At 40.3% G+C, this 23,579-nt stretch carries 17 protein-coding genes; 10 read left to right on the top strand and 7 right to left on the bottom strand.

Translation table 11 applies throughout. From position 1 onward, the window contains the following. Window positions 1-61 precede the first annotated feature (61 nt). The 7 genes from SJY45_RS00310 to SJY45_RS00280 all read right to left on the bottom strand — a co-directional run bounded on the left by SJY45_RS00310 (window position 62) and on the right by SJY45_RS00280 (window position 9,120). Complete coding sequence (locus SJY45_RS00310) at window positions 62-1,213, bottom strand: Gfo/Idh/MocA family protein (RefSeq protein ID WP_215914789.1); 1,152 nt, start codon at window positions 1,211-1,213, stop codon at window positions 62-64. Between the two features lie 38 nt (window positions 1,214-1,251). Continuing rightward, a complete protein-coding gene (locus SJY45_RS00305; RefSeq protein WP_400072859.1) occupies window positions 1,252-2,064 on the bottom strand; it encodes a sugar phosphate isomerase/epimerase family protein in 813 nt (270 codons plus the stop codon). Window positions 2,065-2,148: 84 nt separating this feature from the next. Continuing rightward, window positions 2,149-2,955 carry an alpha/beta fold hydrolase gene (locus SJY45_RS00300; protein WP_215441649.1) on the bottom strand — a complete coding sequence of 269 codons (807 nt, stop codon included), beginning with the start codon at window positions 2,953-2,955 and terminating at the stop codon, window positions 2,149-2,151. A 24-nt stretch (window positions 2,956-2,979) separates the two neighbouring features. Further along, window positions 2,980-4,008 carry a sugar phosphate isomerase/epimerase family protein gene (locus tag SJY45_RS00295; protein ID WP_400072857.1) on the bottom strand — a complete coding sequence of 343 codons (1,029 nt, stop codon included), beginning with the start codon at window positions 4,006-4,008 and terminating at the stop codon, window positions 2,980-2,982. 91 nt (window positions 4,009-4,099) lie between these two features. Next, complete coding sequence (locus SJY45_RS00290) at window positions 4,100-5,311, bottom strand: class I mannose-6-phosphate isomerase (RefSeq protein WP_400072855.1); 1,212 nt, start codon at window positions 5,309-5,311, stop codon at window positions 4,100-4,102. A gap of 17 nt (window positions 5,312-5,328) precedes the next feature. Further along, on the bottom strand, window positions 5,329-6,399 hold the full coding sequence (locus tag SJY45_RS00285; RefSeq protein ID WP_400072853.1) for an aldose 1-epimerase family protein: 1,071 nt from the start codon (window positions 6,397-6,399) through the stop codon (window positions 5,329-5,331). Between the two features lie 30 nt (window positions 6,400-6,429). Then, the gene (locus tag SJY45_RS00280) at window positions 6,430-9,120 is read right to left on the bottom strand and encodes a c-type cytochrome (RefSeq protein ID WP_400072851.1); all 2,691 of its coding nucleotides are present in this window, start codon (window positions 9,118-9,120) and stop codon (window positions 6,430-6,432) included. Window positions 9,121-9,605: 485 nt separating this feature from the next. Between SJY45_RS00280 and SJY45_RS00275 the strand changes: the two genes are divergently transcribed. The 10 genes from SJY45_RS00275 to SJY45_RS00230 all read left to right on the top strand — a co-directional run bounded on the left by SJY45_RS00275 (window position 9,606) and on the right by SJY45_RS00230 (window position 23,572). Beyond that, a complete protein-coding gene (locus tag SJY45_RS00275) occupies window positions 9,606-10,490 on the top strand; it encodes an AraC family transcriptional regulator (protein WP_215441660.1) in 885 nt (294 codons plus the stop codon). Between the two features lie 136 nt (window positions 10,491-10,626). Continuing rightward, the gene (locus tag SJY45_RS00270; protein ID WP_400072849.1) at window positions 10,627-11,928 is read left to right on the top strand and encodes a GntP family permease; all 1,302 of its coding nucleotides are present in this window, start codon (window positions 10,627-10,629) and stop codon (window positions 11,926-11,928) included. A gap of 150 nt (window positions 11,929-12,078) precedes the next feature. Then, a complete protein-coding gene (locus SJY45_RS00265; RefSeq protein WP_400072847.1) occupies window positions 12,079-13,086 on the top strand; it encodes an L-rhamnose/proton symporter RhaT in 1,008 nt (335 codons plus the stop codon). Window positions 13,087-13,122: 36 nt separating this feature from the next. Next, window positions 13,123-14,289, top strand: coding sequence for a mandelate racemase/muconate lactonizing enzyme family protein (locus SJY45_RS00260; RefSeq protein ID WP_215441666.1), 1,167 nt, complete (start codon window positions 13,123-13,125; stop codon window positions 14,287-14,289). Beyond that, window positions 14,264-15,712 (top strand): aldehyde dehydrogenase family protein, encoded by a 1,449-nt coding sequence (locus tag SJY45_RS00255; protein ID WP_400072844.1) that lies wholly within the window; start codon window positions 14,264-14,266, stop codon window positions 15,710-15,712. The genes SJY45_RS00260 and SJY45_RS00255 overlap by 26 nt, the downstream gene beginning before the upstream one ends. Beyond that, complete coding sequence (locus tag SJY45_RS00250; RefSeq protein ID WP_215914801.1) at window positions 15,712-16,662, top strand: 2-dehydro-3-deoxygalactonokinase; 951 nt, start codon at window positions 15,712-15,714, stop codon at window positions 16,660-16,662. Before SJY45_RS00255 ends, SJY45_RS00250 begins: the two co-directional genes overlap by 1 nt. Beyond that, window positions 16,655-17,302: a bifunctional 4-hydroxy-2-oxoglutarate aldolase/2-dehydro-3-deoxy-phosphogluconate aldolase gene (locus tag SJY45_RS00245; protein ID WP_400072842.1), complete on the top strand. Its 648-nt coding sequence runs from the start codon at window positions 16,655-16,657 to the stop codon at window positions 17,300-17,302. The genes SJY45_RS00250 and SJY45_RS00245 overlap by 8 nt, the downstream gene beginning before the upstream one ends. A gap of 62 nt (window positions 17,303-17,364) precedes the next feature. Continuing rightward, complete coding sequence (locus SJY45_RS00240; RefSeq protein ID WP_400072840.1) at window positions 17,365-19,440, top strand: DUF5696 domain-containing protein; 2,076 nt, start codon at window positions 17,365-17,367, stop codon at window positions 19,438-19,440. A 38-nt stretch (window positions 19,441-19,478) separates the two neighbouring features. Continuing rightward, on the top strand, window positions 19,479-21,254 hold the full coding sequence (locus tag SJY45_RS00235; protein WP_400072839.1) for an arylsulfatase: 1,776 nt from the start codon (window positions 19,479-19,481) through the stop codon (window positions 21,252-21,254). A gap of 236 nt (window positions 21,255-21,490) precedes the next feature. Continuing rightward, window positions 21,491-23,572 (top strand): glycoside hydrolase family 127 protein, encoded by a 2,082-nt coding sequence (locus SJY45_RS00230; protein ID WP_400072837.1) that lies wholly within the window; start codon window positions 21,491-21,493, stop codon window positions 23,570-23,572. Window positions 23,573-23,579 lie beyond the last annotated feature (7 nt).

Below are 23,579 nucleotides of genomic sequence, written 5' to 3'. Positions count from 1 at the left end.
CGCTAACCTAATCGGCTAGCGGGATTTTATTTTGTTTTACAAAGTATGTAAAATTACTTTTCTAAACTAAACCGGTATCTTTCCAACTTTTAGAATTGGCCGAGTTGATTACAGCTTCGCAAACTTTTTGCGTCATTAGAGCATTCTCAAAACTAGGCTCACAAGGCTCCCCTGTTTCCAAGCTCTTTAAGAAATCGGCTACTTGATGTACAAATGAGTGCTCGTACCCGATAGACGTACCAGGAATCCACCATTTATCCATATAAGGCTGATCACTGTCCGTAATCAAGATTCTTTTCCATCCTCTTACTATGGCATCATCTGCATGGTCATACATTTCAAGATAGTTCATATCGTGCAGATCCCAACGTAACGAAGCATGCTCCCCATTTATCTCTAAGGTATTTAGGGCCTTATGCCCACGAGCATAACGTGTTGCCTCAAACAAGCCTAGAGCTCCATTCTCAAAATGACAATGAAAAATACATGCATCGTCTATAGTTACTTTTTTTACCTCGCCCGTTCCTTGATGCACACGCTCCTTAATAAATGTCTCGGTTACCGCGGATACATCCTTTATTGGCCCGTTCAACCACATGGCACTATCTATACAATGTGCCAATAAGTCTCCCGTTACCCCGGAACCTGCTGCTTCGGCATCTAAACGCCATAAAGCCTCGCCGCCTTGAGGCAGTTCCGGATTAATGGTCCAATCTTGCAAAAAGTTAGCCCTGTAATGGAATATCTTGCCCAACTTACCGGAATCTACAATTTGTTTGATTAAGGTTACTGCCGGAATACGACGGTAATTATAAAAAACCGTGTTAGCTACGCCTGCTTTTTTAATAGCATCTACCATTGGCTGGGCTTCAGCAATGGTACGGGCCAAAGGTTTTTCACAAAGGACCATTTTACCGGCCTCGGCTGCAGCAATAGCAATATCGGCATGCATATCGTTGGGAGTACAGATATCGACAGCGTCAATATCCTCTCTGGCAATAACCGCTTTCCAATCGGTTTCATAAGATTCAAATCCCCATTGCTCAGCAAAAGCTTTTACCTTTTCCTCGGTTCTGGCACACACCGTTTTTAAAACTGGGCGGTATTCAAGTTCAGGAAAAAAATCACCACTACGTTTGTAGCCATTTGTGTGCGTCCTTGCCATTAAACCAGTTCCTATCAATCCTATACGGAGTTCCTTTTTGTGTGCCATTTGCTGTAATTTTAAGTTTAAAAAATGTTTATATTCATTTATATCAAAGGCCTTAAAACCTCTTCTATGTAAATACCATCTTTTAAAGTAACCCCGTCTGGATCGGTTATTGCAGCGTCACATTCATCCTCTACAATAATCCACCCCTCAAAATCGGTTTCCTTTAAATACGATGTTATTCCCTTAAAGTCAATTATACCATCGCCCATTGCTGCCCATTTTCCATTATCATACATATCCTTGTAATGAACACAGTTTACCAATTCGCGATACTGTTTTATAATAGGTAAGGGATCCATACCCCCTTTGGCCATATGCCCCACATCCGGTGTGTATTTGATCACATTACTATCCAGACCGTTCAATAGAATTTTATAATCCTCCTCTGTTCTATATATAGAGCCCATTGGAGAATTAGGGTGATACGAACACACCACACCTTCCCCTGCCGCTCTAGTGGCAATCTCATTTACACAGCTCAATAGATTCTGTTGCCGTTCTTGCAGGTGCTCACGGTCTTGCCCTGGCATTTGCACCAGTAACAATATGGCTTCCGGAAAATGCTTCATGAACTCGATCCATTGATCGGCATTTCTCTTTTCCTCATCAGTTTCCTTTGGATTCCTCCAGTCTTCTACATGACATAGGACAGACAATTCAATATTGTTTTTATCTAAGGTCTCCTTGAAAACTTTAGGATCTGTAAACCCGTTCATGAAACCCGTATCTGGCTCAACACCTTTAAACCCCGCTTTAGAGGTTACCTCAATTATATGGTTTAATTTATTTTTATATTTTTCACCGGACATTGCCCAAGTATAGGTTTCGCAACCAATTTTTATTTTTGACATTGCAATATTATTTTTTGTTAGGATTAGATGGGTCATTTATAAAACGATAGGTATTACCCGTAAACGTTCCATACATAACCTGACTTAATAGTTGGCTTTTAACCAGTTCAACACTCTTGGATTAAAATCGTCCAATTTCTCCCAATGGAAAGCGTGACCTGCATTATCATACAAGTGAAGTTCGCTATTTGGAATCCCATCTGACACTTCACGTACCATCCATTCCGGTACGAACATATCTTGCTTACCTCCTATTACAAGCGTAGGCGATTTAATCTGAGGTAATTGTGCCACCACGTTGTGACTAATACAGGCTTCTGCCTGAGCTTCCAATCCATGTAGGGGTTGTTGAATAGCTTCTAAAGCAGCACCTTTTTGGCCACTTAGCAATCCTTCAAATTCGGCATCATCATCAAAAGTGGGCTTGTCAAAAATGAGCAACTGCATAAAATTAGCAAACTGCTCCGGCCTTAGATGCGCCTTTATATGTGTAATGTGCCTAAATATAGCTTCACCCTTTCTATCGCAACTGGCCCAAGGACACATAGCTACCATAGCCGAAACCTTTTCAGGGTGCCTAATAGACATCTGCAAGGCTATAGCTCCTCCCATGGAAACCCCAACAACAGCTGCACTAGTAATGTTCAATGCATCTAGAAGCGCCGCACTGTCATCGGCCATTTGAGCCGTGGTATAAGGTCCTTCCGGTTTATCGGACAATCCTACTCCGCGATTATCAAAAAGTATACATTGGTATTCCTTTTCCCAATGCGAAACATGCTTTTCCCAAACTGCCGATGCAGCCGTAATACCCATTATTAAAAGTAAGGGCTTGCCCTCTCCTCTTATTTCGTAATTTAACTGAACTCCGTTAACTGTAACAAATGACATAGTTTTTCTCTTTTTTGTTGTTAGTTAACTCCATCCATGTAATTCGCGAACCTTAATAAGGGTTGCCAAAATATCGTTCCAAGTCTGCTGTTTTAGCATCACATCATTATCAAACATGCAACCATCCCAACAAATATGTTTAACCGCTTTTGTCAATTCGCCATTTCCGTCTCTTAACCAGTAGCCGGCATCCTTAGCAACATCTAATTTACCGTTTGGATCCGTGGCCAGACAATGACGCCCAGTTTTATCATGTGAACCGGTACCATGTACCGTTCCATCATTTTGGGCCACATGAAAATCTATGGTCCATGGTCTTAAAGCATCCGTAACGGTTTTAAGACCCGCTTCCAATGTTTTTCTGTCCGACCAATCAAAATCCTGCGGCAGAATTCTATCTTCTGGCGCGTTATAGCCCAATAGATATAATAAGGTATGAGACATATCTGCTTGAAAACCAATATTGGGTCTATCTACAGCTTCTAAAGTTTCTACCATAGCCTTCCAGCTATGCATTCCCGCCCAGCAAATCTCACCTTCTGCAGCTAATTTCTCATCATAATCCGCAGCTACATCACATGCCTCACGAAAGGTTTTAGCAATCAATTTGGTATTGTTTACTGGATCCTTGGCCCAGTCTTCCGAACTAGAGGCAGAATCTATTCTAATAACACCATATTGTCTTACACCGTGCTCCCTGAAAATTTTTCCAAAATGACACGCACGTTGTACCATAGCTACAAATGTCTTACGGTCTTCATCTGAACCCAAGGTAGGTCCGCCCCAAATAGGTGCGACCAATGTGCCAATATTCAGATTGCGACCAGCAACCTTATCCGCAAGTCTTTTAATGTCATCATCAGAACTATGAATATCAACATGTGGATCAAATAACCCAATATCTATTCCATCAAACTTAATACCGTTAACTTCTGCATTTGCAGTCATATCAAGCATTTGATCAAACGAAATAGGCGGTTCCGAATCTGGTCCTTTACCAACAATACCAGGCCATGAGGCATTGTGGAGTTTTGGAAAAGTGTTGTCTTTCATACTTCTGTTCTTTTAAATTATACGTATTTACTTCTTTCTTTTAGCGTAATTTTAAACGTAAAAAATACACTTGCTCTAAAATACGGTTTATTTATAATTTAAGGTCAGGATTTTTTGGTCCAAAATGTTTTAACATTACAATAGGATCGGTTTTACTATGATTTACGATGGTAACACCTTCTTTTGCAGCTTTTTCAGTTACAAAATATTCATCATGTGTTAATTGTCCGTATCTGATAAGTGACGGGGTCTCTATATCCCAAACACCCATCTTACCATGGCCTTGCATCATAATCATTCCATAACAAGCACTATCCTTAATGGTGACTGTTTGCTCTGGCAGAACCGTCAATTCTTTGGCACTAAAAGCATCGGAACGGTAACAAATCCATTTATCAACATAACCCTCTGCCTCCATTTCCTCCAAAGGTTTCACAGGAATAGGCCTCATAAAACGGGTTTCCAACATGTTGGGGTCCGTATTCAATTCCCAATCTATTACTTCCATAAGCTGGTCAAAATCTCCTTTCCTATCCTCTGGAGTTCCGTTCCACAACAGTTCTTCCGGAATAATAGCTTCATTTACCAAAGATTGGTACATTGCAAACACATCGGATGCTTTTTGCGGTTCGTAGGTACACATACTACCTGGAGCGTGAAGCATTCCCGGCGGCACATCCCAACCCGTTCCCGGTTCCAATCTAAAGGCTGATGAAAAGTTTGTAATCTTGTTATCTCCTTTGGTAAAGTTCTTTAGACATTCTTTTATCTCCTCTTTGGTCGTACCCGGAGTTATTCCGAAGAAAGTGTACGGAAAATCGCCTCCATGGTTATTTACCTGAGGTGGAAAATAATATGCTTCCGGTTTTCCCTTTTGACCAATTTTGGCCGCATGCTCATCATTATGGTGAATGTGATGTGGCAACGGTCCCATATTATCAAAAAACTTGGAATACATAGGCCAACTTTGGTACTCGTTCCATAAACGGTCTCCAATAATCTCACCTTTTAATTCATCAATAACATCTTTTAAAAGAATCTGCACTTCTTTGCCATCTTCTTCAAAAACAACCGGACTTAAACCTTCGTTCTCTCCGGTTAACGGTCCATTTTCCGCAGGTGTCGTTGAAGAAAACCAACGTTCATCTATACCTCCACGCTCCCCTCCCAAAACGTAATAATCATCTGGGTGCAATTTTATCCTTCTACCCGGAACACAAAAAGAACGCGGTACCCATGTTGGTGCCAAACGTAAAATTCCCTGTCCCTGCTCCAAAGCCTTTCTAGCCGATGAATTTGCCATAGTATTCAATATTTATTTTATAAAAAAGATGTTATAAATGTTTCTATTTTTTTCGGTGATAACACTTCCAATTCCAGTGAATAGCTTCTGCTTTCATTGGGTTCCAACAAAATAAGTGTGCCATCTTCCCGTGCTTTTTTTTGTCCTACCGGTGGATTTGTTGCCGGCTCTAAGGCCGTAACATATTCATTTTTGCCCCAATGTTGCCAATTGATCAACCAGGGTAATTGTTTTTTAGGAAAGCGAAGTGATACGGCCAAATTGAGTTTTTCGTTATAAATTCCGCAGTGGCAATTTCCTTCAGTATCCGCTTCTGCATCAATAAAAGCAACATCCTCTCCTTTTCCGGAATGCGCCTCTAAAGGCTCTGGACATTTTCTAAAGTTCACTTCGTCCTTAAACATTTTGCGTTCAGAGTCCGGTGTTGGCGATTCCCAGTTGCCTTTCCAAAGTAAATCCGTGCCTTCATCTACTAAAGGCCACCCAAAATTTACATGGTACAAGAGCATATGTGGCGCCGTTTGGTTCCCGCGATTAAGGACCTCATCATGAACGTGAATTTTAGCTTGCCCCAATTTCCCTGAAATAGTCCGCTTTAATTCCAACACGGGTCCAAAAACCTGAGCTTCCCGAACAATACCGGTGATACTCATTTCCATTTTTCCCGCAGTTGGGTCCGGCTGAACAATAGAAATAATTTCTGCAGGCGTATTGCTTATAAGGCCATGAAGCCCTCTTACCCCATATTCATCTTCCTCTGGACCTCCCACATGCGATAGTCCGCAAGTGGTTAAAAGTCCGCCGCCAAAATTCCGTATCCAGCCCATTCCCTTGTCTGAAAATCGTTCAGGAGGAACTACTCCAGTTTTGCTCAACCAAGCCAAATTATATTCTTTATAAAAGGCATCCGCAATATCCATCCCACGATCAATAACAACCTTGTATCTTAGTCCCGTTCCTGTATTGATCCATGCAATGCGTGTTCCTCTCCCTAAACCATTATCAAGGACAGAAGTCTCAATACCACCAACCTGAGCGGTATTCCCAATCTTGTCTTTACCTTTATGTATAATTTTTTCCGTGAGCATTGTGAATGTAATTCTGACTTACCAAATATCTTATTCCTTAGCAAAAATTTCGTTTTCGGCATCACCACCAGCAATGAGGTACGCCAATAAGTCTTTCACCTCATCATCACTCAAACGATTAATCGTACCTGGCGGCATCAATGAAACCGATGACATTTTAGTACCCGTTACCTCCTCTTTTGGAATAGTCCTAAGAACATCAGGCGCATACGGATTCTGAGAAACCGTATAATTTTCCCCTTCCTCACCAATTAATCTACCCACAATAGAGTTTCCATCCTTAAGCATAAAAACCGTGGTGTTGTACTGATCTGAAATTACATCACTTGGATCAATAATAGCTTTAAGAATATCTTCCGCAGAAAACCGAGTACCGATTTGGGATAATTCCGGGCCTATATTCTCTCCTTCGCCACGCATACTATGACACGTAACACAATTGGTTGCCAAAAACATGTTCCTACCGGTTTCAAAATTTCTGTTCTGCAAACCATCGGCCAATAAGGGTGCTATATCCTTTTCTTCCCATCTCTTGCCGGGCCCTTTGGGCTGCACTGCACTGGAAACCAACTCATTTCCGGATTTACTCAGCAATGAATCTCCTGACATTTGATTGTAGAATTCCTTTCTATTCGCAGCCACGTGGGTCAACGCTTTCTTCCTTGCCTTATCTATAAAACCAATATAGCTACGGCCCGCTTTAAATGAAAAAGCTTTATAAAACCATTTGAAATATTTCTCTCTTAACTCCGGCGTCCAACCTACTGTGGCATCCTGTAATACCAGACCATAATATGTATGCTGTGCCAAAGGCATATTTTTTAGGGTTTCGGCGATGTCCATTCCATACTGCGGATTTCGTAAAATCAAATCTGCCGCATCCGTGGCCGTATTAGCCATTACCGAAGCATTTTCTCCTTCTTCGGATTCTAATAAGGCAAGTGTTTTTGAAATCACCGAAGCATCATCCACAAATACCAATGTTTTGCTCAACAATTGATTTAACACATCCGTATCCGCTGGATAATGGGCTGAAAGATATCCGCTGATTTTTCTTTTAATATCTGCATTAGGTTTTCCAAAACGCGCTAAAGTAAGCTCTATGGCACGAACCAAATCTACTTGGTTTTGCTCAGAAAGACTTGCATAATCAATATGTACCAAAGAATTCAATAGTTGATCACGCTGACTTTTATCTCCCTGTCTAGCCAAAGCAACGGCTGCATGAATCTTTCTAACCGCATTAGTTTCCGCATAAACTTTTTCCTGCCAAGTGCTTACAGGTTGATGTTCTACAGCAATACGGGCAGCATATTGAATAAAACGGTCTTTACTATTTAAATAAGGCCAAGCAAAATCTAAAGCCCCATCCTTAGGAGCACCGTGATAAGTCTCCAATTTTTTACGGATTTCGTTTTCCTTAGTAGGCTCCAAATTCGCAACGGTCCCCGTTAGTTTATCTGAATTTTTATAATAAACACGATACAGGTCTGATTCTAACCTACGTCCTCCGGTCATAAAGTACATGGCTCCGTCCGGGCCAATAACCCCATCCGTTAACGGAAGTGGAATTCCAGATAAAAATTCCTCTTTTTCACCAATATAAGATGCACCATTAGCTTTCATTTCAATGGCATAAATAATCCCGAAACTCCAATCAAACGCAAATACGCTATGTTGATATTTTTCAGGAAACTCAGCTCCATTTCCATGCATTACATTAGTAGGTGACCCTTGACCTATATTAAGTACAGGAGGTACATTGTCAGGATACGCAGCAGACCATTTGCCATTTCCCGTTCGCCATCCAAATTCCGCTCCGCTTGTAACATGGCAAATTCGGGTAGGGCGATACCATGGCATTCCCAAATCCCATTCCATATCCGAGTCATAAACGAACATATCTCCCAATTCATTGAACGCCAAATCAAACGGATTTCTGAAACCTGAAGCCACAAGCTCCCATCGTTTTCCCTCAGGGTCAAGATTTGCCACCCAACCGCCGGGAGCCCCACGGTCATTGGCATGCCCACGAGGGTCTTTAATTTGAGGAAACAAATTGTCATCCTGCCAGTTGTTAGGAAGACGATATCCTTCCATCTCCGGTAAGTCTGTATGGTTACCAGCTATAACGTATAGCGACTCCCCATCTGGAGAAAGAACTATACTGTGCGGGCCATGCTCTCCTGCCCCGTCCAAAGCCTTTAAAAGTGTTATTTTGTCGTATTGATCATCATTATCCGTATCCTGTAAACGATAAAGGCCACTAGTCTTTTCAAAATCATCACTGCCCCTATGGTTTACCATTACATAAAGGCTATTGAAAGCGTACAATAACCCTTGGGCATAACCCATTTGTATTATGGAATCTGCTACTTTCGCTTCCGTTTGAATTTTAAGCTTTTCTATTTTTGGTGTAAGATTGTCCGCTCCTATTGGTGCAACTTCCATTCTGTACAAAGCACCGTATTGATCTGAAGTAATTAATCTTCCCTTATTATCAAAAGTCATGGCCACCCAAGACCCCATATTATTATCTCCAGGACTATATAAATGTTCTGCATCAAAACCTGGCTGTAATTTTAGCTTTGCTATTTTAGGGTTATCGGACTGAACCGTTTCATTTTCAGCTTTTTTCTCGGACGTACAGGAAGTTGCTAAAATCAAAACACTACAAAGGAGAAGATTAAGCTTATTAATCCTTAAAAAATTTATAATCATTTTAAGTTTTGTTTAAATAGAATATAGGTTCATTAAAGAACCGATAATTCTATTGAGTTGAGTTGGTGTTTTAAAAACATGGCTATAACTTTACGGTTATTTTTATGTTTCTAAGTCCCTAAAACTAATGAAGCATTTTTTCTTTACTATCCTGTAGTGTACTGCCCAACAGTACCGAAAAACTTTAAATTAAAGTTAGAAAACTGATAACCAATCAGCTAAACACATTACCCTAGAATTTAGAGTTAGTAGTATTAACACTTCTATCGGTTGCTCCAAAAAGATTTTAAGTTATTCTTTCTCGGAAATAGCATTTTCCCTAAATCTTTACATTGCACTATTCTACCGTTAAAATTAATATTTTATAATATTTGAGGTAATTTTGTATATTTATGAAAATTTATACTCACTAAAAAAACGAATCCTTGAAAATTACGCCTCAAAATTCGTTTTATTATGGGTATCCCTGACGAAAGAAATAGACTATGAAGCTGACGTACAAACAAACCGAAAAACGACCCGAAAATTCCTTTTTAGCTCGGCAAGACCGCTTACCATGTATAGAACAGAACTGGCATTTTCATAAGGAACTAGAACTTATATACTTTATAAAAAGTAGCGGCACACGTTATGTAGGTAATTCTATTGGAAGCTTCTCTCCGGGAGAACTGTATCTCATTGGCAGCAATATTCCCCACCTGTTCCGCAACCATAAGGAGTATTATAACGACCAACAGGAAACCGAAGCGGTTAACCTGATCGTAATAAAATTTGAACCTAACTTTTTGGGAAGCGACTTTTTAGACCTTACCGAATCCAAGCGGTTAAAAAATCTTTTTCAACAAGCGGAAAGAGGTATAAAATTTTCCGAATCCGCCACCTATATGGTTCACAACCTTATCCTAGGCTTGGTCGGGGACCAAGGTCTTTCCAGCATTGTGGGGCTTCTAAAAGTTCTTGATACACTATCTATAAGTGAAAATTATGATTTGCTCTGCTCAGAAGTAATAGCCAACACTTACAACAGCAATGAAAAGGACAGAATGCGTAAAATCATAAATTTCTTGACCGAAAATTTTGAAAAGAAAATAGAGTTGGAACAAATTGCCTCTATAGCACACATGACGCCAAATGCATTCTGTAGATACTTCAAAAAGAAAACTAGAAAATCCTTTACACAATATTTGAATGAAATACGCCTTAGAAACGCTTGTAAGTTGTTGATTGAGGGAGAAATGCAAATCTCAACCGTTTGTTATCAGTCAGGTTTTAATACGCTCACCAATTTCAATAGACAGTTTAAAGCTTTAATGAACATTACCCCAACCGAGTATATGCAAAAGTATAACGAGAAAAAAGAAGTTGTATAAACTCTTATATATCTAAAAAAGCACAAGTGGGGTTACAATAGTGCCTATAATGGTTAATGTACGCATTTTCACGATGGTATATTTCTGCTATTTTTGTTTGGATAGCCTGTGGCCTACCTAACTTAAAAATGACCTTGTGACCAGCCTAATATTTTTACTCCTTTGCATTGTTCTGCTCATTGTTGCGGTAACTGTTTTTAAAGTACACCCTATTCCCGCCTTACTTATTTCAGGGTTGATTCTAGGGCTAACAACAGGGAGCTCTGTAGAATTAGTAACAGAGAGCTTATTAAGCGGTTTTGGAAATACTCTAAAATGGATAGGACTCATTATTCTATTTGGCACGTTATTGGGGGAAATTCTAGCGCAAACCGGTGGTGCAGATGTCATAGCCAATACGATTATTAATTTATTCGGTACCAAGTACCTTCCGTTAAGTATGGCCGTAATTGGCTTTTTGATAGGAATTCCGGTTTTTATGGATGTGGCCTATCTGACCTTGCTCCCTACCATATTCGTCCTCTCAAAAAAATCAGGCCATTCAGTACTTACCTTAGGACTTTCATTGGCCATTAGTCTTACCGTAGCCCATGCCTTGATTCCACCTACCCCAGGACCTCTTGCGGTAGCTGCCATTCTTGAAATTAATATTGGGGATATGATTCCCATTAACATTGCGGTAGCTCTAGCTGCGATAGCCGGTGGGTTATTATGGATAAAATTGAACAAGAAAAATCTTGCCCTGAAATTACCGGACACGAATACGGGCGAAGCATCGCAAACCAAAGAACTAACGGGGTTCAAAAAAGTGTTGCCTTTTGCAGCCTTATTAGTGCCATTGTTTCTTATGTCCATAGGCACTATTTTCCCTTTGGAAAACGGGTTCATTGCATTTATAAAAAACCCTGTATGGGCACTTCTCATAGGCCTACTTTTTGCATTACCTTTACTTCCTAAAGAGAATTTTTCTACCCGTTTAAATTCATTTTTTACGACTTCGGGAGAAAAATCAGCTATCGTTATTCTTATCACCGGTACTGGTGGTGCTTTTGGACAGGTAATCAAAGACACAGAAATAGTAGGTTCTATGTTTTCCAATTCGGGAGATATTGCTGCAATGGGCATAGTTATACCTTTTCTATTAAGTTTCCTTTTTACGACTGTTACGGGATCAATTACTGTTTCGCTTATCACTACGGCATCTATTGTTGCACCACTGGTTTCCAACGGCACATTGCACCCCACCTTTACCGCCGCGGCTATTGGAGCCGGTTCTCTTGGTATTATTCACGTAAACAGTAGTTTCTTTTGGCTATTTAAAGAAGTACACGAAGTGTCTGTTTCTCGACTGCTAAAATCATTTAGTCTACTATCCGGTGTAGTCGCATTAAGTGGCGGACTTTTAGTATTGGCATTATATTACTTTACGCAACTTTAATGCAATCACCACTAGGATAAAATAATGTTATACTAGGGTAAAATCCGGGAATCCATCTCCTTTATATTGAATTTTCTTTGTGTCTCACGAAGGTTTAGAACACGATTGCCCCCTTCTATTATATTCATCTATAAAATAAAATCAACTCATATGGATACCTATCTACTGGCTATCATTTTAATACTATTTGCAAGCTTTTTTCAAGGAACTTTTGGTCTTGGCATGAAGCATATTGCACCATTAAAATGGGAGGCTTGGTGGTTAGTTCACGCATTTACGGCCATGATTGCATTCCCTATTATCTGGGCCTTGATCGTTATGCCCAATCTTTTTGAAATCATTTCCCAAGCAGACAGTCAAACACTGTTCGTAGCTGCGTTTTACGGTTTTCTGTGGGGCATTGGGGGTATTCTCTTTGGGGTTAGTGTGGAAAAAACCGGTATTTCCATTACCTATGGCATTGTTATGGGTCTTGCGGCATCGGTAGGTTCCATTATTCCTCTTTTTCAGATTGATGGGGCCTTTGACCAACCTTCCTTTCCTATCATAATGTTAGGGGTAGCCTTGTTACTGGTAGGAGTTGCTATTACTGCAGTGGCCGGTGTACAAAGAGATAAATTGCACAATAACTCAACCACAAGTACTAAATCCATAAAAATTGGGGTACTGATTGCCGTTGCATCTGGTGTTTTATCCGCTTTTTTAAACGTTGGCTTTTCCAATGCAGCACCAGTTGCAGCTATAGCCGTAAACGATTACGGTGTAGGAACACAAAATGCAAGTTTGGCTTCTTGGGTGGTTGTTTTACTGGGAGCGTTCGTTATGAACGGAGGGTACGCCATATATCTTTTTATCAAAAATAAATCATGGGGCGCTTATACAGTCCCCAATAAAGGGAAAGCCTTAAAATGGGCTATTGCAGCCGGTATTTTCTGGTTTGCAGCCTTGGGTGTTTATGGTCAAGGAGCAGCGCTAATGGGAAATCTAGGCCCCGTTGTGGGATGGCCTATACTTTTAGGGCTCGCTTTGATTATTAGTAATATTTGGGGCTTTAGAGAAGGGGAATGGAAGAATGCGAACAAGCCTTTTAAAATTTTACTAACGGGACTTGCCGTTCTTATCATTGCCATTTGTATTTTAGGATACGCCAATTATTAAGCCAACCATTTTTTTAAAACTATAAGCAATTTTATTATGAAAATCCAAAAGATTGAGCCTTTTGTAATTACATACAAACTAGATACCCCCTTCTATTTTTCGCAATGGCAGTATGATACTAGAAAAATATGTATCGTAAAAATAACTTTGGATGATGGTACTTACGGATGGGGAGAAGGATACGGGCCTGCGGAGGTTATTAAATCCGGGATTGACTTTTTTACACCCTTTCTTCTAGGAAAAGGCGCATTGGAACATGAAGTCCTATGGCAAGAAATGTATAGGCGCTCTATGGACTATGCAAGAAGTGGTGCTTTCCAAGCTGCCATTAGTGCTATTGACGTTGCGTTATGGGATATAAAGGGAAAGTTGCTCAACCAACCTGTATCCGTTTTATTGGGAGGCATCAAAAACCCTATTATTGAGCCTTATGCTACCGGACTTTACTTTACACGTTGCGAAAACCTTGAAGAACTTTTAGTAGAAGAGGCTCTATTTTACAAAGCCCAAGGGTTTAAAGCTACCAAGATGAAGGTTGGACTAGGTATTCAACAAGACCTAAAATACATTGCGGCCATACGCAAGGCCATAGGGCCAAGTATGCGACTAATGATAGATTCCAACCACGCATATTCCTATAAAGAAGCCATTGAATTGGCCAGAAAGGCCGAAAAGTATGACATCTCTTGGTTTGAAGAACCGGTATCTCCGGAAGATTACGACGGTTACCGCAGATTAAGAGAAAACACAACTATACCTATTTCAGGGGGTGAATGTGAATATTTGAAATTTGGTTTTAAACGACTTTTTGAAAATGACTGCGTAGATATAGCCCAACCGGATATTTGCGCTACAGGTGGGTTAACCGAAGCCAAGCGAATAACAACGTTAGCACAAGCCTATAATAAAGATGTAGTTCCGCATACTTGGGGAACATGGATCGCTATAAGCGCCGCTATTCATTTAGTAGCCAACCTAGACAAGAATCCAGGTAGAATGTACAATGACCTTCCTACTATGGAATTGGATAGAACAGAAAATGCACTCCGCGACGAGGTTACCCTTCATAACGTAAAACTAGAAAACGGACATTTAGAAGTACCCAGAGCACCAGGTTTGGGCGTAGATGTTGACATGGACAAATTAGAATACTATTTAGATAAAGAAATACATAAAGATGGAGCAGTTAAAATTCGGTCATAAGAAATTATATATTGATGGTGCACTTGTTGAAGCCTCAAACAATAAAACTTTTGAGGTTATTTGCCCAGCGGACGAAAAGCCCACTGCCACAATTGCTTGGGCTAGTTTAGAAGATACCCAAAGAGCTTTAAAAGCTGCAGAATCAGGTTTTAAAACTTGGTCAAAACTCCCCATACAAGAGCGCCTAGATTGGATAGATAAGCTTAGAAATAAAATCATAGAGAATAACGACTTGCTACGCGAAAGCATTATGCATGAAATGGGCAAAACTTGGGAAGGCTCAGAAGAAGACCTTACCAGTATTACCAATTCGTTACAGTACTACTCTGAAGAAATATTAAAGCGCAATGACCTTCCTATTGAAGATAAAGAAGGTACGCACGAACATCATTTTGTATCACAACCTTTGGGGGTTGCGGTTGCCTTTCTTGCCTATAACTTCCCACTTTTGAATTTAGGTTTTAAACTAGGTCCTGCACTAGCTGCTGGTTCAAGTATAATTCTAAAGCCCTCGGAATTTTCTCCTTTATCAGCTTATATTATTGGAGAGCTATGCGCCGAAATTAATTTTCCAAAAGGTGTTATAAATGTTATTTGTGGTGATTTGCAGGATGTTGGTATTCCGCTTTGCGAAAGTAAAATACCTAGATTGATTACCATGATCGGTTCTACGGAAACTGCTCAGAAGCTTATCGCACAAAGTGCAAAAACTTCTATAAAAAGATACAGCATGGAATGTGGCGGAAACGCTCCTTTTATTGTGTGTGAAGATGCTGATCTAGAATTGGCCGTTAATATTGGAACCGCTCTTAAAGTTGGCAACTCCGGCCAAATCTGTGTAGCTCCCAACCGCTTTTTTGTTCATGAATCTCTTATAGAGGAGTTTACCGCTGGTATGGTTGCAAAGTTTAAAACTACTAAACTTGGTTTTGGGAGAGAAAACAAACCGGACATGGGTCCTTTAGCCAATAAACAGTCCGTTATAAACGTAAAGGGAATCGTAGAAACAGCCATTGCCCAAGGTGGTAAATTGGTATATGGCGGCAATGCGCTTGAGGGTCCCGGTTATTATTTTGAACCAACGGCAATCACATTTGATTCTAATGATGTAGAAATCCTTCAACATGAAGTTTTTGGTCCTGTAGCACTAATTGTTCCATTTAAAACAAAAGAAGAAGTTATTGTACTGGCCAATAATACAGATGCAGGTCTAGCTTCTTATGTGTTTTCCAAGGACAATGAAACCCTTCAATTCTTTGCCAACGCCCTAGAGTTTGGAGAAGTACAGCTTAACGGGGTAAAATATGACATATACTTACCGCATGGTGGTGTCAAAAACAGTGGTATTGGAGTGGATTGCTCTACTTTTGCGCTAGATGATTATCTTGCCAAAAAAAGAGTAACCAAAGCTTTACAACACTAATGAAATTACCCGAAAAGTTTATTAGCTGCGATTGGGGAACAACCAATTTTCGGCTGCGTTTAATTGAAACCACAACGCTCAAAATCCTGTCGGAACACACGACGGATATGGGCATAAAAAAATGTTTTAGTGAATTCAAGGATCAGTCCCATTTATCTCAAAATCAGTTCTTTGAAGCATACCTAAAAGAACAGATTAAAAATTTAGATGGCACAATCAGTAATGATTATGTCATAGTAGCTTCCGGAATGCTCTCGTCCTCTATTGGCATGCATGAATTGGAATACGCCAATATGCCCTTAGCTTTTAATGGTAAGGACTTGATTAGCAAATACATTCCTTTTGATGATATGCCCGACCTATTATTAGTTTCTGGAGCTAAAACCAACGCAGATGTTATGCGGGGCGAAGAAGTTCAGGCAATTGGACTGTCTGCAGAGCTCTCTAAGTATGACAAAGGTGTTCTGTTATTGCCGGGCACGCATTGCAAGCATATAGCTTTTGAAGCAAATGTTTTTAAAGATTTTACCACGTTTATGACAGGTGAACTTTTTGACACCATTAGCAAGCACACTATTTTATCTGCTTCTTTAAGCCCAGCCCCTTGGAATGAATCTTTTAAAGATATGTTCTTAAAAGGAGTGGAAAAAGGATTGGCAGATCAGCAAATGCAATCTTTGTTCTCGATTAGGGCAAATACCCTGATCAACCAAGTTTCTGGTGAGCAAAATTTTTATTTTTTATCCGGCCTAATGATCGGTGGCGAACTGGCCGGTTTAAAGAATAAAAAAGGAACAATTTTTCTAGCAGCAAGCGGTATCTACAATATATTATACAAACTGGCATTGGAATCGTTTTTACCAGCAGAACGGATTGTTTGCTTTGAAGAGCAAACATTAGAACAAGCGTTATTAACAGGACAACAACAAATATTACAGACGTATGCATAATAAAATATTTTCATGGGATAAATACAATCAAAACCCTATAGTAGGTATCCTTAGAGGTCTTAACACAGAGGAAGTACTTAAACTTATTCCCTCTTATATAAAAAGTGGTTTCTACACTATTGAAATTACCATGAACTCTCCTGAAGTTGCCCGGACCATTGCAACTTTGGCAAAAGAATATCCAGAACTTAATGTAGGTGCCGGTACGGTATGTACCATGCAAGATTTGACCAAAGCTTTGGAGGCCGGTTCTCAATTTATTGTAACTCCTATCATTGATGAAGAGGTAATAAAGCATTGTGTAGCCAATAAAATTCCAATTTTCCCAGGTGCATATACCCCAAGTGAAATTTACAAAGCATGGTCATTAGGTGCATCTGCGGTAAAAGTTTTTCCGGCAACGCAACTGGGCATTCAATACATTAAAGATGTTTTGGCCCCATTAAACGAGATAAAATTGTTGCCCACGGGAGGCGTTTCCGTAGATAACATTAAATCGTTTTTTCAAGCAGGAGCCGTTGGCGCCGGTATGGCAAGTTCTCTTTTTGACAAAAAAATGCTTCGCGAAGGAAATTACGAAGGTCTTGAAGAGCATTTCGCTAAGATGAAAAATGAAATCAAAGAATTTGTAAAAAAATAATTTTTAAGCAAGTGGTAACAAGCTACCCATGCACATATTCGACTAAATCAATTCTTCCAAAAATGAAAAACAATAAAAAAAGAATACAACAAACTATTCTACTTTTAGCAATTACCTGTTTACCTGTATTTAGCGCTTTTGCAATGAATACACAGGGTTCAGACCCCGTTGTTTTGGAAAATGAAAAGTTGAACGTTACGGTAGACTCAAAGACCGGCTGTTTTTCGGTTACCGAAAAGACTTCGGGCCACATTTGGAAATCGGACCCGTGGGAAAATGCTGCGGGTCTGTTAACCTTAACTGACTCTAAAGGAAAAAAACATACGATCAACATTTCCAAGAGCAAGAAAATTGAAGTTTCAAAAGCTTCCGATAATACCGTATCGCTTAAATTCATAGACCCTATTCTTGAAGATGGCTCCACGGCAACCGGGGTATCTATCGCCACAGAAATAAGGTTGGATGCAAAAACAGCCCAACTAGATGTAGAGGTTCTAGAGCATAATTCCGGTAATTTTAAACTATTGGACTTGCGTTACCCTGCACGGGCTTTTAGCTTAAAAACGGACGAGGATAAGGGCGCAGCTGTAATCCCACAAAAGCAGGGAGTTATCTGTCCCTCATATATTTTTCCCATGAACGGAGGGCGGTTTTGCAAATGGGACGATGCCACTTACAACAATAAATCACAAGGTTTTTTAGAGTTGTTCAACAACGGCACCGGACTTACCATGCCTTGGTGGGGTACGTATAATGAAAAATCTGCCGTAATGGGTATTGTAGATGAATCTGCCAGACCCCTCATGCAATACAATATCAATAATAACGGACAATACCTTTTTAAAGGAGAAATGTCTACATACCAACGTATTGTTTTTCTTGACCCTATCTGGAAATTGAACGAGGAAAAAGGTAAGATGCGCATGAGCTACCATTTTATTCCCGGTGGCGATTACGTAGATATGGCCAAAGAATATCAGAAGGAGGCCAAGGCCCGTGGGCACTTTGTTTCCTTAAAAGATAAATTAAAAAGAAATCCCAATGTAGATAAGCTACCGGGAGCAATATATTTTGGAATTTACGGAGGTTACCCACATTATGTAAACATGCCAGGTATGGCCTTTACTTTTGATGAGTTAAAAAATACAATCCAGACTATTCATGATGATTTAAAAGTAAATGAAGCTTTTGTACATGCTTGGGGAACCTTTTCCAACTTTGTTCCACACAACCACCCGATTAGTGAAGCTTTGGGCGGACCTAAAAAATTGAAGGCCGCAGTAGATTTAGCAAAATCTTATGGATACTTGTACTCATCATACCACGCCTACTCACCAATGCTGGAGAACGACCCTAACTTTACAACGGACCTTATGCAGCGTGATGCCGAAGGAAAATTGATGAATACCGGAAGTCGTTGGGCACGTGTAGACCCAAAATTTCAAAAAGGACTGGCGCAAGAAAATATTGAAAACGAAATCTCATATTTAGGCCTAGAGGCCGATATTACGGATATTACTTTTGCCGCTTATCGCGAAAACGGTAAGGAAGGCCGTATTGAGCTGGCCAAATACATTGACAGCTTTAATCTAGTAAACGGAACCGAGCATGGTCAAGAACAGTGGATTCCTTACTTTGATATGTTTGAAGGAATGACCTATTTAGAAGACCGCCCACTTTCGGTCATCTCCCACCCTGCTCCGCTTTTCAATTTGGTATATCATGAAGCTATAGCCAATTTTGGAAAAATTCAAGACCCGGACAATGAAGTTACCGCTAATGGCGATTTTAGAATCAAAGCCTTAAGAAGTATGCTATTTGGCCGAGGTACCACCATATTCTTTGCACCTTACGAATTTGAAGGCATGCGCCCAATGATAGAAATGGCCAGAGATTTGGTTAGCCCTGTTCATAAGGAAACGTTCTATTCGGAATTAAAAAGCCACGAATACCTAAGTGCTGATTATAAAGTACAGAGAAGTCGCTTTTCCAGTGGCACCGAAGTAGTTGCCAACTTAGGCCCGGTAGCCCAAAAGATAGAAGATGGTACTTCCATTCCTGGATACGGCTATAGAATAAAGATGAAAGATGGCAGTGTTAAGACCGGTCATTTTCAGGTGAGCCTGCATATGGACTAAAAAGTGTTTTTAAGAACGGAAATAAAATGGTAACAGATATGGAAAAAGGTATAATAACATTAAAACAGACCAAATTGAATACCGTTTTACTCCCGTTTTTGTTGGTTGCACTACTTTTTAGCAACACTTTTTTACGGGCTCAAGATCGTCCAAACGTTCTCATTATGCTTACCGATGACCAAGGCTATGGCGATATTAGCGCTCATGGTAACCCTTATTTAAAAACACCAAACATTGAGAAAATAGGTGAACAAGGTCTTGAAATGACCCATTTCTTCTCCTATCCAAATTGTTCCGCCACTAGAGCTGCAATTTTAACGGGCCGCTATCCTTACCGGACTGGAGTTACAGGAGTTACGCAAGTGGATCACTTTATGAATACTTCCGAGGAAACACTAGCCGAGATTTTAGTTGAAAATGGTTATCGCACGGGTATTTTCGGAAAATGGCATCTGGGAGACAATGCTCCCATGCGTCCTACTGACCAAGGATTTCAAGAAGCTTTGGTGCATAAAGGCGGCGGAATAGGGCAAGCTGCAGGGCCTGCCGGCAACACCTATTTTGACCCCATTCTTGAGCATAACAATCAGCCTAAAAAGTTTAAAGGGTATTGCGATGATATTTTTACCGATGCCGCTCTGGATTTTATGAGCGCGAAAAGTGATAAGCCATTTTTTACGTATCTAGCTACCAATCTCCCTCATTTTCCGCTAGAAGTACCGGATGAAAAAGCGGAACCTTATAGAAAATTGGGGCTTCATGAAGACAATGCCAAAACTTACGGCATGATAGATAATATTGACGCCAACGTAGGCAGGGTCCTAAAACGATTAAAACAGTTGGGCATTGAAGATAATACAATAGTTATTTTCCTCTCGGATAACGGGCCAAGGAACAGACGCACCAAAAACGACGTTTACCCAGGAAGATGGGTTTCAAATTTACGAGGAACCAAAACAAGTGTATACGAATGTGGCACACGTGTACCTTTCTTTGTTAGGTGGCCAAAAAACATCAAAAAGGCACAACAGAACAGCACAATGGGTGCGGTAATAGATGTATTGCCCACAATCCTGGACGTTTGTAATATTGACGCTCCACAAGGTATTAAATTAGACGGCACATCATTACTTCCGCTATGGAAAGGTGAGAAAACCAACTTTGGCGACAGGGAATTCATCACCCAAATGCATTACGGGCCAACCGTGTTCAAGTACATGCATTTTGCCGTTCGTACCCAAAAATATAAACTGGTAAGTCCACATGATGACCCACACCACATCCTGTATCAACCTAAGGATGAAGAATTAAAAGAAGTTCTGGCAAACCTAGAATTATACGATGTAGAAAATGACCCAAGTGAGCGTATCAATCTAGCCAATAACCATCCAGATATTGTAGAAAAACTTCTAGCCCGTTATGAAAATTGGTTTGACGAGGTTACTGAAGAAAGAGACTCCAAAGGCATTCAACGTATTTATCTTGGCAGCTCAATGCAGCGCTCAACCAACTTATCCCAGTTTGATTGGGGCGGCCCTAGGGTCATCTCAAAAAATGACCTAGGCCACTGGCGCGTAAAAACAGAAGCCGGCACATACAACGTAAGCTTAGACCTTCCAAAACTTGATAAAGATGGAATTGCACACTTAAAATACAAAGACGTGCATATAGAGCTTCCTGTGAGCAAGAACCAAGCAAAGGTCTCTTTCTCAAATGTTACACTTCCTGAGGGAACAGGAAACTTTCATGCCTTTATCAAAACCGAAAGACTTGCTAAAGGCCCATTGTTCGTAGATGTTGAGCGGGTTGACTAGCCCTTAAAGAGCTTCGCTGCTTCTTCATACACAATATTGCATCATACTCAAGTACCATATTTTAATCAGTTTATTAACAAATAAGGTTAAAATAGTGCTGCAAGCGGATAAAATCTACAAATCTACTTCTAGCCTATTACCTTTTATTTGTATGCTACGCTGCGCTACAGTTTTGTCCATATAGTTACGGATCACTATAAAAATAACGAGCAGCGTTCCATTTAAACCATCTGATTATGAAAAAAATAACCCTCTCCATTTGCGTCTTTTTGTCCCTGCTTTCTTGCAAGCAAAACGGGCCGGACAAAAACCTTGACACAGAAACCATAGCAACTAGAGACTATGCTGCCAACCTTGATACAGGAAAAGGTATTATAAATAATACCAACAGTCCACATGTTCAATTAAAAAGTATTGATATAGGTGACTGTAGATGGACCGAAGGTTTTTGGGCCGATAAATGGAAAGTTGCAGAAGAAACCATGATTCCGCACATGGGTGAAATCCTTAAAGGCGATATAGGTCACGGTTATAATAACTTTAAAATAGCAGCGGGACTCAAAGAAGGCGAACACAAAGGTTTCTGGTGGCATGATGGCGATTTTTATAAATGGATGGAAGCCAAAATGTACATCTACGGTGTAAATAAAGACGAAAAAATTGTTGAAGAATTAGATGAAATCATAGATGTCATTGCGCAAGCACAACAAGCAGATGGTTACCTCTCTACTCCAGCAATTATTAGAGATGACATAGACCCCTTCACTAACAGAAGGTATCACGAACTATACAATAGCGGGCATTTACTTACCAGTGCCTGTGTTCATTACCGCTTAACGGGTAAGACCAACTTTCTGGACATTGCGGTAAAGCATGCCGATTATCTGTACAAATTATTCTCTCCAAAACCAGACCACTTAAAACGCTTTGGCTTTAACCAGACACAGATTATGGGCTTGGTAGAATTGTACCGTACTACCACAGACAAACGCTACTTAGAGTTGGCCGAGCAATTCATAAATATGCGAGGTACTTATAAAATTGAAGATGATGAGACCACAAAAGGGTATCCTATTGGAGATATGGTTCAGGAACGTGTTCCTCTTCGTAAGGAAACCGAGGCCGTAGGTCATGCCGTACTAGCGCTTTATTTCTATGCCGGAGCTGCCGATGTATATGCCGAAACAGGCGAAAAAGCATTAATAGATGCATTGGAGCGCCTGTGGGACAATGTTACCAACAAAAAAATGTACATCACGGGAGCCATTGGCCAAACACATTATGGGCGTTCTTCCCGTCTAGATAAAATTGAAGAAGGTTTTATTGATGAGTATATGATGCCTAACATGACTGCCTATAACGAAACTTGTGCCAACATTTGTAACTCTATGTTCAATTACCGTATGCTTACCCTTACCGGTGATGCTAAGCACGGCGATATTATGGAACTTGTGTTGCATAATAGCGGACTATCAGGCATTAGTTTGGACGGAAAGAATTATTACTACTCCAATCCTCTTCGGAAAATTGAAGGTGCGCTAGACTATGAAAAAATGAACGTTGAGTTTCCCGAAAGACAACCTTATCTTAAATGTTTTTGTTGTCCTCCAAACTTAGTACGTACCATTGCAAAATCTCCGGGATGGGCCTATAGCAAATCCCAAAACGGAATTGCGGTTAACTTATACGGAGGAAACGAATTGAACACGACCCTATTGGACGGTTCAACAATAAAACTTACGCAAAAGACAGATTACCCTTGGGACGGTGCCGTAAAAATTACAGTTGATGAATGTAAAGCCGATGCTTTTGATGTCCTCCTTCGTATACCTAGCTGGGCAAAAGGAACCCAAATTAAGGTAAATGGAACAAAAGTAGCCGATGCCGCTCCGGGTACATTCGCCAAAATTGAAAGAAAATGGACTGCTGGTGACGAAATTACCATTGATATGCCCATGGAGACCAAGTTCATAGAAGGTCACCCTCGCATTGAAGAAGTTCGAAACCAAGTAGCTCTAAAAAGAGGCCCGGTTGTGTACTGTATAGAATCAGCAGATTTACCCGAAAAAACAGATATCACCAATGTTTATCTTTCGTCCGACAAAAAACTGAATCCTACTTCCAGACCGGATTTCTTGGGAGGTGTTACCACTTTGGAAGGTGAAATTTTAATTAGAAAAGACAAACCTGGTGAAATGTACCAAGAAGTAAGCTCTCCTAAATTTCAATCTTTTAAAACCAATTTTATACCTTACTATGCTTGGAGCAATAGAGGTCAAGGAGAGATGACGGTTTTCCTTCCTGTAATCTGGAATTAGCATCTAT

The sequence above is a fragment of the Zobellia russellii genome (assembly GCF_044597075.1).
Classification (GTDB): Bacteria; Bacteroidota; Bacteroidia; order Flavobacteriales; family Flavobacteriaceae; genus Zobellia; species Zobellia russellii.
The sequence above is the reverse complement of the archived record's forward strand: the minus strand, read 5'-3'. Positions and strand labels throughout refer to the sequence as shown.

What these genes read in the sequence shown, in the direction of transcription:
- SJY45_RS00280 (WP_400072851.1), bottom strand. Translation starts at nt 9,120, where the DNA reads ATGATTATAAATTTTTTAAGGATTAATAAGCTTAATCTTCTCCTTTGT.
- SJY45_RS00300 (WP_215441649.1), bottom strand. Translation starts at nt 2,955, where the DNA reads ATGTCATTTGTTACAGTTAACGGAGTTCAGTTAAATTACGAAATAAGA.
- SJY45_RS00260 (WP_215441666.1), top strand. Translation starts at nt 13,123, where the DNA reads ATGAAAATCCAAAAGATTGAGCCTTTTGTAATTACATACAAACTAGAT.
- SJY45_RS00235 (WP_400072839.1), top strand. Translation starts at nt 19,479, where the DNA reads ATGGAAAAAGGTATAATAACATTAAAACAGACCAAATTGAATACCGTT.
- SJY45_RS00295 (WP_400072857.1), bottom strand. Translation starts at nt 4,008, where the DNA reads ATGAAAGACAACACTTTTCCAAAACTCCACAATGCCTCATGGCCTGGT.
- SJY45_RS00245 (WP_400072842.1), top strand. Translation starts at nt 16,655, where the DNA reads ATGCATAATAAAATATTTTCATGGGATAAATACAATCAAAACCCTATA.
- SJY45_RS00275 (WP_215441660.1), top strand. Translation starts at nt 9,606, where the DNA reads ATGAAGCTGACGTACAAACAAACCGAAAAACGACCCGAAAATTCCTTT.
- SJY45_RS00240 (WP_400072840.1), top strand. Translation starts at nt 17,365, where the DNA reads ATGAAAAACAATAAAAAAAGAATACAACAAACTATTCTACTTTTAGCA.
- SJY45_RS00255 (WP_400072844.1), top strand. Translation starts at nt 14,264, where the DNA reads ATGGAGCAGTTAAAATTCGGTCATAAGAAATTATATATTGATGGTGCA.
- SJY45_RS00250 (WP_215914801.1), top strand. Translation starts at nt 15,712, where the DNA reads ATGAAATTACCCGAAAAGTTTATTAGCTGCGATTGGGGAACAACCAAT.
- SJY45_RS00230 (WP_400072837.1), top strand. Translation starts at nt 21,491, where the DNA reads ATGAAAAAAATAACCCTCTCCATTTGCGTCTTTTTGTCCCTGCTTTCT.
- SJY45_RS00265 (WP_400072847.1), top strand. Translation starts at nt 12,079, where the DNA reads ATGGATACCTATCTACTGGCTATCATTTTAATACTATTTGCAAGCTTT.
- SJY45_RS00285 (WP_400072853.1), bottom strand. Translation starts at nt 6,399, where the DNA reads ATGCTCACGGAAAAAATTATACATAAAGGTAAAGACAAGATTGGGAAT.
- SJY45_RS00310 (WP_215914789.1), bottom strand. Translation starts at nt 1,213, where the DNA reads ATGGCACACAAAAAGGAACTCCGTATAGGATTGATAGGAACTGGTTTA.
- SJY45_RS00290 (WP_400072855.1), bottom strand. Translation starts at nt 5,311, where the DNA reads ATGGCAAATTCATCGGCTAGAAAGGCTTTGGAGCAGGGACAGGGAATT.
- SJY45_RS00305 (WP_400072859.1), bottom strand. Translation starts at nt 2,064, where the DNA reads ATGTCAAAAATAAAAATTGGTTGCGAAACCTATACTTGGGCAATGTCC.